This is a genomic window from Streptomyces sp. CBMA152, assembly GCF_014596475.1.
Lineage (GTDB): Bacteria > Actinomycetota > Actinomycetes > Streptomycetales > Streptomycetaceae > Streptomyces.
The window spans coordinates 540,349-551,760 of record NZ_MECJ01000029.1 but is presented as its reverse complement, the minus strand read 5'-3'; the positions used below and the strand labels follow the sequence as shown (position 1 = coordinate 551,760).

The window sequence follows — 11,412 nt, the reverse complement described above, 5'->3', positions numbered from 1 at the left end:
AGGTTTCGCCGCCTCCACGTACGTACGGAATGAGGGTGCACCGCGTGAACGGGCCACTGATCGTCCAGTCGGACAAGACCCTGCTCCTGGAAGTCGACCATGAGCAGGCCGACGCCTGCCGTCGTGCCATCGCGCCCTTCGCCGAGCTGGAGCGGGCGCCGGAGCACATCCACACCTACCGGGTGACCCCGCTGGGCCTGTGGAACGCGCGCGCGGCCGGGCACGACGCCGAGCAGGTGGTGGACGCGCTCGTCGAGTTCTCGCGCTACCCCGTGCCGCACGCGCTGCTCGTCGACGTCGCCGAGACGATGGCGCGCTACGGCCGTCTCACCCTCAGCAAGCACCCGGTCCACGGTCTGGTGCTCACCACCACCGACCGGCCGGTGCTTGAGGAGATCCTGCGCTCCAAGAAGATCATCCCGCTGGTCGGCGCCCGGCTCGACGCGGACACCGTCGCCGTGCACCCCTCCGAGCGCGGCCAGATCAAGCAGACCCTGCTGAAGCTCGGCTGGCCCGCCGAGGACCTCGCCGGATACGTGGACGGCGAGGCGCACCCCATCGAGCTCGCCGAGGACGGCTGGGCCCTTCGCCCGTATCAGAAGCAGGCCGTCGAGGGGTTCTGGCACGGCGGCAGCGGCGTGGTCGTGCTGCCGTGTGGCGCGGGAAAGACGCTGGTCGGGGCCGGTGCCATGGCGCAGGCCAAGGCCACCACCCTCATCCTCGTCACCAACACCGTCTCGGCCCGGCAGTGGAAGCACGAGCTGGTGAAGCGGACCTCGCTGACCGAGGACGAGATCGGCGAGTACAGCGGGACGCGCAAGGAGATCCGGCCCGTCACCATCGCCACCTATCAGGTGCTGACGACCCGACGTAAGGGCGTCTATCCGCACCTGGAGCTCTTCGACTCGCGCGACTGGGGTCTGATCGTCTACGACGAGGTGCATCTGCTGCCCGCGCCCGTCTTCAAGTTCACCGCCGACCTGCAGGCGCGCCGCCGCCTCGGTCTGACCGCCACCCTCGTACGGGAGGACGGGCGCGAGTCGGACGTCTTCTCGCTCATCGGGCCGAAGCGGTTCGACGCGCCGTGGAAGGAGATCGAGGCGCAGGGCTACATCGCGCCCGCCGACTGCGTCGAGGTCCGCGTCAATCTCACGGACAGCGAGCGCCTGGCGTACGCGACCGCCGAGACCGAGGAGAAGTACCGGTTCTGCGCGACCACCGCGACCAAGCGGAAGGTGACGGAGGCGCTGGTACGGAAGTTCGCGGGCCAGCAGATCCTCGTCATCGGGCAGTACATCGACCAACTCGACGAGCTGGGCGAGCACTTGAAGGCGCCCGTGATCAAGGGCGAGACCTCCAACGCCCAGCGCGAGAAGCTCTTCGACGCGTTCCGCCAGGGCGAGATCAGCGTGCTCGTCGTCTCCAAGGTCGCGAACTTCTCCATCGACCTGCCGGAGGCGACCGTCGCCATCCAGGTCTCGGGCACCTTCGGCTCCCGCCAGGAGGAGGCGCAGCGCCTCGGCCGCGTCCTGCGCCCGAAGGCCGACGGCCACCAGGCGCACTTCTACTCGGTGGTCGCGCGCGACACCATCGACCAGGACTTCGCCGCCCACCGCCAGCGCTTCCTGGCCGAGCAGGGTTACGCGTACCGCATCGTCGACGCGGACGAGCTGCTCGCGGGCGACATCGGCTGAGCCCGCGCGCGCACTGCCGCGCAACCGATCACCGCGAGCCCGAGCAGCGGGTACGGGGACGCCAACGGCTGCTGCCACCAGGGGAGATGGAGATCCAGGTCCCCCTGGTGCGGCACCAGCCAGAGCGTGCGCGCGGTGAAGACGACGGCGACGGCCACGGCGATACGGACGCGGCCCTCGGCCAGCAGGAGCGCGAGCAGCGGGACGCACCACACCCAGTGGTGCGACCAGCTGATCGGCGAGACCAGCAGCGCGGTCACGGCGACGACGAGGACACCCCAGCGCTCGTCCATGCGCCGGGCCGTCCACAGGCCCGCCACCGCCACGCCGCCCGCCGCGACCCACCACACCGCGCCCGGCGCGGGCGTGTGCAGCAGCCGGGCCAGCAGCCCTTGCAGTGACTGGTTGTCGACGATCCACGCCTTGCCGACGCGGTCGGTCTCGTAGAGCCGCCGCGTCCAGAACTCCGCGCTGGCGCCGGGCAGGACGAGCGCGCCGAGCAGGACGGTGGCGGCGAAGGCGGCCGCGCCCGTGGCCGCCTCGCGCCTTCTGCCTCTGAGCAGGGCGTAGAGGATGAAGATCGCCGGTGTGAGTTTGATGCCCGCCGCGATACCGACGGCGACGCCCTTGCGGAGGCGCCCGGATGGGGGTCCCCCCTGCTCCTTAAGAGCTTGGGGGATGGTCAGGTCCCACAGGAGCAGGCAGGCGAGGGCGAGGTTGATCTGGCCGAACAGGAGCGTCTGGAAGACCGGTTCCAGCCACAGCCCGGCGGCGGTGGCGGCGAGTACGGGCCACGGGCGGGGTGCGAGCCCGGCAAAACGGCAGGACAGCCGCACCAGGAGGGCGAGCAGCGCCGCGTTCCCGACGGCGAAGGCCACCTTGAGCGCCGACAGCGGCAGCCAGGTGGCCGGGACGAAGAGGAGGGCGGCGAACGGCGGATAGGTGGCAGGGAGATGCCACGGGGTGACGGTGAAGCCGTACAGATCGGTGCCGTTCGCGACGGCCGCGCCCTCCGCCCGGTAGACCAGGGCGTCCGCCATGGGGATCCGGAGGGCGATACAGAGTGCCGCGAGCGCGACGGGCGACAGGGCGAGGACGAGCGACAGCGCGCCTGTTGCGAGAGGGAAACCTGTTGCGGGGAGTGAACGTGTGGTCACGGTCCGGTACTTCACGGCCGCGACCCTAAGGGACCACCGGGCCCCTTGCCGTCAGGCTCAGCGGCGGCGGCGCACGCCCGCCTCTTCGGAGTACTCCCCGAGGACGACGACGCTCAGCGCGGCCCCGGCGAACGCCTTGGCGGCGCGCAGCGCGTTGCCGACGGGGTGGCCGTGGTGGCCCTTGTGGCTGTCGGAGTGGGCGGTGGACGCGGCGGTGAAGGTCACGGTGCTCATGTACTCAATGATGGTTTCCCGCCACGCCTGTTGCATCGCTCTGCGGGGTGAACCCGGACGGTCCCCATGTCCACCTCTGGTCCAACCCCATCCCCTACGGGTAGGACCCTGATCCCTAGGGGTCACCCCGGAGAACGAGCTGGCCGAGCGCCCGGCCGCCGGAAAACCGTTCGACCGCCCCCGGCCCGCTGACTACAATCTCCCCTTCCCGCCTCCTCGCGAGGAGCGCCGCCGCCCGGACGGAAACCGGCCGGCCGCCCTGACGTACGCCGAACCGCGAACCGTGAACCGCAAGCCCGGAGGCAGCACCGTGCCCGCGCACGCACCCGTAGACGAACCCGGCCACGACACCGACCCGCTCGCGCGCGAGCGCGCCCACCTCGCCTCCTCCCGCGCCGCCCTGCGGGCGATGCGCGAGGACGTGGAGGCCCTGGACATCCGCGACGTCACCGCGAACTGGGTGAACGCCGCCGTCCTGGAGCGCCAGATCGAGGACCGCGTCAAGGCACTCGCCGACCTCTCGCACACCCCGCTGTTCTTCGGCCGCCTCGACTATCTGCACGCGCCGGGAGCCGACCAGGCCGAGGGCGCGGAGGGCGAGCGGTTCTACATCGGGCGCCGCCATGTGCACGACGCCGAGGGCGACCCGATGGTGATCGACTGGCGTGCGCCGGTCTCGCAGCCGTTCTACCGGGCGTCCAAGAAGGACGCCATGGACATCGCGCTGCGCCGCCGCTTCGGGTACACCGGCGGCGATCTCACCGCGTACGAGGACGAGCACCTCAGCGACCCCGCGGAGACGGCGAAGACCAGCAAGCTGCTCCAGCAGGAGATCGAGCGCCCGCGCGTCGGTCCCATGCGGGACATCGTGGCGACGATCCAGCCGGAGCAGGACGAGATCGTACGGTCGGGGCTCTCCGGTTCGGTGTGCGTACAGGGCGGCCCCGGCACCGGGAAGACGGCCGTGGGCCTGCACCGGGTCGCGTATCTGCTCTACGCGCACCGCGAGCGCCTGGCCCGCACGGGCACGCTGGTGATCGGGCCGAACGCGTCCTTCCTCCACTACATCGAGCAAGTGCTGCCCGCGCTGGGCGAGTTGGAGGTCAAGCAGGCAACGGTGGACGACCTGGTGGCGCACGTCGAGGTCAAGGGCGTCGACGACGCGCCCGCCGCGATCATCAAGGGCGACGCCCGGATGGCCGAGGTGCTGAGCCGCGCGGTCCGCTCGCACATCACCCTGCCCACCGAGCCGCTGATGGTGGTGCGCGGCTCGCGCCGCTGGCGGGTCCCGGCGTATGAACTGGCCGAGATCGTCCAGGAGTTGACGGACCGTGACATCCGTTACGGCGCGGCTCACGAGGCCCTGCCGCAGCGGATCGCGCACGCCGTTCTCGTACGGATGGAGCAGGCGGGCGAGGCGCCGGACGACCGGGTGCAGGACGCGGTGGCGCGCAACGCTGCCGTGAAGGCGGTGGTCAAGGCGGTCTGGCCGCAGGTGGACCCGGCGAAGCTGGTGCTTCGGCTGCTCTGCGACCCGGAGTTCCTGGCCGCGAGCGCGGAGGGCGTGCTGAGCGCCGACGAGCAGAAGACGATCCTGTGGGCCAAGCCCGCGCGGAGCGTGAAGAGCGCCAAGTGGTCGGCGGCGGACGCGGTCCTCATCGACGAGGCGAACGACCTGGTGGCGCGCACCCACTCGCTCGGCCATGTCGTGATCGACGAGGCCCAGGACCTCTCCCCCATGCAGTACCGCGCGGTCGGCCGGCGCTGCTCGACCGGCTCGGCGACGGTCCTCGGCGACCTCGCACAGGGCACCACGCCCTGGGCGACGGGCAGTTGGGACGAGGCGCTGCGCCATCTGGGCAAGGCGGAGGCGGTCGTGGAGGAGCTGACGGCCGGTTTCCGCGTGCCGCGCGAGGTGATCGCGTACGCGTCCCGGCTGCTCCCGTCGATCTCACCGGGCCTGACACCGGTGGAGTCGGTCCGTGAGACACCGGGGGCGCTGGCGGTACGCGAGTCCACGGATCTCGACGCGGACGTCCTGGCGGCCTGCCGCGAGGCGCTGGCACACGAGGGCTCGACGGGCCTGATCGCGGCGGACGCGCGCGTACCGGCGCTCGCCGAGGCGCTGACGGCGGCCGGGATGGTGTTCCTGGCCCCCGGCGAGGAGACGACGTCCGAGTCCCGTCTCACCCTGGTCCCGGCGTCGCTGGCGAAGGGCCTGGAGTACGACTACGTGGTCCTCGACGAGCCTGCCGCCGTGGTCGACGGCGAACCCGACGAGCGCACGGGCCTGCGCCGCCTGTACGTGGCGCTGACCCGAGCGGTGTCGGGATTGACGGTGTGCCATACGGCCCCGCTGCCGCCCCAGCTCACCGATTGCGCGTAGCGGGACACGGTCCTGGAGGCCGGCTGGGGCCGGCGCGGTGTGCTGATCAAGCTGTGAGGCATCCGTACGGACCTCGTACCGCTTTGGTATTGAAGCGGTCATGAATCGGCCACGGGCCTACGCAAATCGGTCATCGGCATGGCGGAGCCGGTCGTTTCTGGACTAGGAACTCTGTTCGCAGAGAGCGCCACAGGCGTTCCACAGTCACCATGTCTCACGGGGGAGTACGAACAATGAGCATCTTCGCCATGCGCAGGGCCACCACGCTGGGTGCGGCCGGTCTGGTCGTCGTCGGTTCGCTGGCGCTGAGCGCGTGCAAGAGCGGCGACAACGCGGACGGGGCGACCAAGAGTCCCACGACCGCTCCGAGTTCGCCCGCCTCGCCGTCCTCGCAGCCCGGTCAGTCGACCCAGCCGAGCGCTCCCGCCGATCAGGGCGGGGCCGCCGGTGACGCCAAGGGCGGGCAGCAGTTCAAGATCGGCGAGGCGGCGCAGTTCCCGTTCAAGTACGGCACCACCACCAAGGGTGAGATCGCGCTCACCGTCACCTCGATCGAGAAGGGCGCCCCCGCCGACCTGGCGCCGCTCAAGCTCGGCGACAAGGCGGCCGGCAAGGTCCCGTACTACATCCACTACTCGGTCAAGAACGTCGGCACCACCGACCTTCAGTACGCCTCCGTGGGCCACATCAAGGGCCACCTCGGCGACGGCACCGAGGCGCAGGACCTGACGATCATCGGCAAGTTCGAGAAGTGCTCCTCCGACTCGCTGCCGCAGGGCTTCACGAACGGCAAGACGCAGGAGGGCTGCGCGATCGCGCTGGCCCCGTCGGCGACGACGAAGGTCGCGTCGGCGGAGTACTGGGGCGACCCGTTCATGACGATCGGCCAGGGCCTGATCTGGAAGTAAGCAGGTAGCCGTACGGGTGGGGGCGGTCGGGCAACCGGCCGCCCCCGCGCGGTCGTGGGGCGGCGGGAGGCGCGTATCGCCGATGTCACATCCGTATGTCACGTACATGCGAAGATCGCACGTGTGATGGGATGAGGTGATGCGACCCCCCACACGCATGCCGTCCCGTCCCCGCAATCCGTACGACGAACTGGCGGCGCTCGCCGACCCCGACCCCGATCTGGACCCCGCGCCACCGCCCCGGATCCTCCCGCTCGACCTCGGCATCATGTACGCCGAGCCGGAGGACGACCCGTGGTCCCCGCCCGACCACCGGCGCCCCGGGAACGGCCGCCGGGGCAGGCGCAGTCGACGGCGCCGTCGCAGTCCCTTCGCCGCGCTCCCCCGCCTGGCCAAGCTGCTGTTCGCGCTGGTCATGTGCGTCGGGTTCCTGGTGCTTGCGGACCGGTGCGCGGCGATGTACGCGGAGAAGAAGGCGCAGAAGGCGCTCCAGGACGAACTCCACCTCGCGGCCGCCCCGCAGGTGGACATCCACGGCTTCCCGTTCCTCACCCAGGTCCTGGACAAGCACCTGGACCGGGTGGACGTGACGGTGCCGCATGTCGCCGCCGACCGGGTGTCGCTCACGAAGGTGCAGGCCAGCGCGCGGGACATCAGGCTGACGGGGGATCTGCCGAACGACATCCGCAGCGCGGTCATCGGCGACCTCAACGGCCGGATCACCCTGTCCTTCGACGACATGAACCGCGAACTGACGGCCTCGCAGCTCAAGTTCAGCCGGGTGAACGCCAACACGGTCGGCGCGGACGGCAAGTTGAGCATCGCCGGTCAGGAGCTGCGCGTACGGGCCGAGGCCCAGGTGCGGCTCGTCGGCACCAGCGGCCTGTCCACGGACATCGACGGCATGAGCCTCGACATGCCGGGCGTCGCCACCTACCGCCCGGGCCGGAACCGCGGTCTGACCCTGCACCGCGAGTCCGCCGACCTCATCAGCCGGGACACGGCGCGGGTGAAGGCGCTGCTGTCGGTGCCGGCGGTGGTGAAGCGGCTCGGAGTCCCGCAGAAGGACGTGGACCTGGCCCTCCAGAACGAGGAGAAGCTCCACGAACTCGTCGGCACGCCCCGGTTCGTGTCGCAGCTGACCCAGGTCAACCTGGTCGACGTGGTCGCCGACCACCCCTGGCTCCTGTCGAAGATCGGCATCGACCCGAAACTGATCACGGGCCTGATGGCGATGCGCCCCCCGGAGCTCTCCGACCGCCTGTCGTTCTCGTTCACCCTGCCGAGGGAGGCGCGGGAGTTGCAGATCCGGGATGTGCGGGTGGGGGAGGGGGGCGTTGTGGCGACGGTTTCCGGGGTGGAGGTGGGGGTGGGGAAGTAGTCCGCGGGCCCCTAAAGGAGGGCCCGGAAGGGCCCGTCCAGGGGCGCGGGGAACTGCGCGAGCAACCCAGCACGATCCGCAGACGAACGGGGTCCGGGGCGGAGCCCCGAAGCGGGGTGCAGGGGCAGCAGGCCCCGCGACGGGGTCCGGGGGCGAAGCCCCCGGGAGACACACCTCAACCCCCACCCACCCCCGGAGGGTTAAGGGAACGGGCGGGGTGGGGTGGGGGGACTACCCGTCCAGCGCCCGCCGCCACTCCGCCACCGCATCCGCCCCCACCGGCGCGTCCCACCCGCCCGGCCGCGACGCACCCCCGATGTGCACCGCGTCGACCCCGGCGCGAAGCAGCACCGGCAGGTGGTCGAGCCGCAGCCCGCCCCCCACCAGGATGCGCGGCTCGTAACCGGGCTCGCCCGACCGCGCCGCCTCGGCGACCAGCGTCGACAGCCCGTCGTCGACACCCCCCGCCGCCCCCGCCGTCAGATACGTGTCGAGCCCCGGCAGCCCCGCCAGCTCCTTGCGCAGACCATCCCGGTCGGCGGCCCGGTCGATCGCCCGGTGGAACGTCCACCGGCACCCGTCCAGCTCCGCCACCAGCGCCCGCACCGCCGCCATGTCCGGCGCCCCGGCGTCGTCGAGGAACCCCAGCACGAACTCCTCCGCGCCCTCGGCCCGCAGCGCCCGCGCGTCGCGTACCAGCGCGTCCACGTCCCCCGCCGCGAACCCGTCCGCCGAGCGGAGCATCACGCGCAGCGGGATGTCCACGGCGGCGCGGATCGCCGCGAAGGCCTCCCGGGACGGGGTCAGCCCGTCGGCCGCCATGTCGGTGACCAGCTCAAGACGGTCGGCCCCGCCCGCCTGCGCCGCGACGGCGTCCTCCGCGTCGAGAGCGATCACCTCAAGCAGTGCGCGGTTGCTCATCTGACCCCAATTCCTCGGCTGTCCACACGTCAACAGGTCTAGTCCAATACCAGCCTACGCGCCGCAGTACGCACCCACACCGCCGACACCAGGACTGACGGCATCCGCACTCGACCCCCCTTGCGTTTTATACGGGGTGGGGGTATACCTGAACCCGCAAGGGAAGGTACCCCCTAGGGGTATACACGAACGGGAGGGTCGCCCGCCATGAGCAGCAGCACCGCAAGCGCAAGCGCCGAGACCACCGCACCGGTGGACGAGGTCGAGCTGGCCATCGGCGGCATGACCTGCGCGTCCTGCGCGGCCCGCATCGAGAAGAAGCTCAACCGGATGGAGGGCGTGACGGCGACGGTCAACTACGCCACGGAGAAGGCGAAGGTCGCCTTCGGCTCCGGTACGCGGGTGACGGATCTCGTGGCGACGGTGGTGAAGACGGGGTATACGGCGGAGCCGGTGGCGTCGCGGTGGGGGGCGGCGGGGCCGCAGGCGAGCGCAACGGGGCTACAGACGCCGACGGCGGGTGCGCCTCCACGGGAGACCCGGGCTGTCCCAACCCCTTCGTACGGGCGGGCGGGTGGGAAGCCCGGCCCGCCGCAGGCGGGCGCCCCACGCACGGACGTGCGGCCGCCGACGGCGGACAACCACCCCGCCGGGGCCCGGGCCGACGCAACCCCGCCGAACGGGCGGGCGGGTGGGCACGGCACGGACGTGCAGACGTCGACGGTGGCCGACCCCACAGAGACCCGTGCAGCCACCGCGCTCGCCGCGCTGCGGCAGCGTCTCCTCATATCGACCGCCCTCGCCGCCCCCGTCGTGGCGCTCGCCATGATCCCGGCGATCCAGTTCGACAACTGGCAGTGGCTGAGCCTCATGCTCGCCGCGCCGGTGGTCGTCTGGGGTGCGTACCCGTTCCACAAGGCCGCCCTCACCAACGCGCGGCACGGCGCGGCCACGATGGACACGCTCATCTCCGTCGGCACGCTCGCCGCGTTCACCTGGTCCCTGTGGGCCCTGTTCTTCGGTGACGCCGGAATGCCGGGCATGCGCCACGGCTTCGAACTCACCGCGAACGCGAACGGCGGCGCCTCCAACATCTACCTGGAAGCCGCCGCGGGCGTCACCGCGTTCATCCTCGCCGGCCGCTACTTCGAGGCGAAGTCGAAGCGCAAGGCGGGCGCGGCCCTCCAGGCGCTCCTTGAACTCGGCGCCAAGGACGTGACCGTACTCGACACAGAGAGCGGCACCGAAAGCCGCATCCCCATCACCGACCTGCGCGCAGGCGACCGCTTCCTCGTCCACCCCGGCGAGAAGATCGCCACGGACGGCACGGTCGTCGAGGGCGGCAGCGCGGTGGACGCGTCGATGCTGACGGGCGAGTCCGTCCCGGTCGACGTGACCGTCGGCGACCCCGTCACCGGCGCCACCCTGAACGTCGGCGGCCGCCTCGTCGTCGAGGCCACCCGCGTCGGCGCCGACACCCAACTGGCCAGGATGGCCCGCCTCGTGGAGGACGCCCAGAACGGCAAGGCGGCCGCCCAGCGCCTGGCCGACCGTATCTCCGCCGTCTTCGTCCCGGTCGTGATCGCCCTCGCGCTGGCCACCCTCGCGTACTGGCTGCTCAGCGGCCACAGCCTGACCGCCGCGTTCACGGCGGCGGTCGCGGTCCTGATCATCGCCTGCCCCTGCGCCCTGGGCCTCGCCACCCCGACCGCCCTCATGGTCGGTACGGGACGAGGAGCCCAGCTCGGCATCCTCATCAAGGGCCCCGAAGTCCTGGAGACCACCCGCCGCGTCGACACGATCGTCCTCGACAAGACCGGCACGGTCACGACCGGCCGTATGACCCTCCGGACCATCCACACCGCGCCCACCACCACACAGATCGAAGTCCTGCGCCTGGCAGGCGCGTTGGAGCACGCCTCCGAGCACCCCATAGCCCGCGCCATCGCGGACGGCGCCGCAGAACGCGTCCAGCTCCCCACCCCCGAGGACTTCGTCAACATCGCGGGCCTCGGCGTCCAGGGCATCGTGGAAGGCCACGCGGTCCTCGTCGGCCGCGAGAAGCTGCTCGCCGAGTGGGCGATCACCCTGCCCGCCGACCTGGAACGCGCCCGGAACACCGCCGAGGCAGCCGGACGTACGGCCGTGCTCGTCGCCTGGGACGGCGAGGCGCGAGCGGTCCTGGAGGTCGCCGACGCGGTCAAGGACACCAGCGCCGAGGCGATCCGGCGGCTGCGCGCCCTCGGCCTCACCCCGATCCTGCTCACCGGCGACAACCGCGCGGTGGCCGAGTCCGTCGCCGCCGAGGTGGGCATCGACGAGGTGATCGCCGAGGTCATGCCGGAGGACAAGGTCGACGTGGTCAAGCGCCTTCAGGCCGAGGGCCGTTCGGTGGCAATGGTCGGCGACGGCGTCAACGACGCGGCCGCGCTCGCCCAGGCCGACCTGGGCCTGGCGATGGGCACGGGCACGGACGCGGCGATCGAGGCGGGCGACCTCACCCTCGTACGCGGCGACCTGCGCGCCGCCGCCGACGCCATCCGCCTCTCCCGCCGCACCCTCGGCACGATCCGTACGAACCTGTTCTGGGCCTTCGCCTACAACGTCGCCGCACTCCCCCTCGCGGCGGCCGGACTCCTCAACCCGATGATCGCGGGCGCGGCGATGGCCTTCTCCTCGGTCTTCGTGGTCGGCAACTCACTGCGGCTGCGGACGTTCAAGGCGGCGTGAG

At 71.5% G+C, this 11,412-nt stretch carries 8 protein-coding genes; 5 read left to right on the top strand and 3 right to left on the bottom strand.

Annotated elements, in window-relative coordinates:
* Nucleotides 1–44: 44 nt before the first annotated feature.
* On the top strand, nucleotides 45–1,694 hold the full coding sequence (locus tag BG418_RS29635) for a DNA repair helicase XPB (RefSeq protein WP_188277050.1): 1,650 nt from the start codon (nucleotides 45–47) through the stop codon (nucleotides 1,692–1,694).
* On the opposite strand, the gene BG418_RS29630 is transcribed toward BG418_RS29635, so the two are convergent.
* On the bottom strand, nucleotides 1,640–2,734 hold the full coding sequence (locus tag BG418_RS29630; protein ID WP_188277284.1) for a glycosyltransferase 87 family protein: 1,095 nt from the start codon (nucleotides 2,732–2,734) through the stop codon (nucleotides 1,640–1,642). The two genes, BG418_RS29635 and BG418_RS29630, sit on opposite strands and share 55 nt — an antisense overlap.
* Nucleotides 2,735–2,908: 174 nt before the next feature.
* Nucleotides 2,909–3,085 (bottom strand): hypothetical protein, encoded by a 177-nt coding sequence (locus tag BG418_RS29625; protein ID WP_188277049.1) that lies wholly within the window; start codon nucleotides 3,083–3,085, stop codon nucleotides 2,909–2,911.
* A 310-nt stretch (nucleotides 3,086–3,395) separates the two neighbouring features.
* On the opposite strand from BG418_RS29625, the gene BG418_RS29620 reads away from it, so the two are divergent.
* The 3 genes from BG418_RS29620 to BG418_RS40625 all read left to right on the top strand — a co-directional run bounded on the left by BG418_RS29620 (nucleotide 3,396) and on the right by BG418_RS40625 (nucleotide 7,760).
* A complete protein-coding gene (locus tag BG418_RS29620; RefSeq protein WP_399000767.1) occupies nucleotides 3,396–5,471 on the top strand; it encodes a HelD family protein in 2,076 nt (691 codons plus the stop codon).
* Nucleotides 5,472–5,704: 233 nt separating this feature from the next.
* Nucleotides 5,705–6,379: a hypothetical protein gene (locus BG418_RS29615; RefSeq protein WP_188277048.1), complete on the top strand. Its 675-nt coding sequence runs from the start codon at nucleotides 5,705–5,707 to the stop codon at nucleotides 6,377–6,379.
* A 157-nt stretch (nucleotides 6,380–6,536) separates the two neighbouring features.
* Nucleotides 6,537–7,760: a DUF2993 domain-containing protein gene (locus tag BG418_RS40625; RefSeq protein ID WP_262928618.1), complete on the top strand. Its 1,224-nt coding sequence runs from the start codon at nucleotides 6,537–6,539 to the stop codon at nucleotides 7,758–7,760.
* A 231-nt stretch (nucleotides 7,761–7,991) separates the two neighbouring features.
* Here BG418_RS40625 and BG418_RS29605 read toward each other — a convergent pair whose 3' ends face one another.
* On the bottom strand, nucleotides 7,992–8,681 hold the full coding sequence (locus BG418_RS29605; RefSeq protein ID WP_188277046.1) for a copper homeostasis protein CutC: 690 nt from the start codon (nucleotides 8,679–8,681) through the stop codon (nucleotides 7,992–7,994).
* A gap of 207 nt (nucleotides 8,682–8,888) precedes the next feature.
* Here BG418_RS29605 and BG418_RS29595 point away from each other — a divergent pair, with 207 nt between their 5' ends.
* On the top strand, nucleotides 8,889–11,411 hold the full coding sequence (locus BG418_RS29595; RefSeq protein WP_223185542.1) for a cation-translocating P-type ATPase: 2,523 nt from the start codon (nucleotides 8,889–8,891) through the stop codon (nucleotides 11,409–11,411).
* Nucleotide 11,412: the final 1 nt, after the last annotated feature.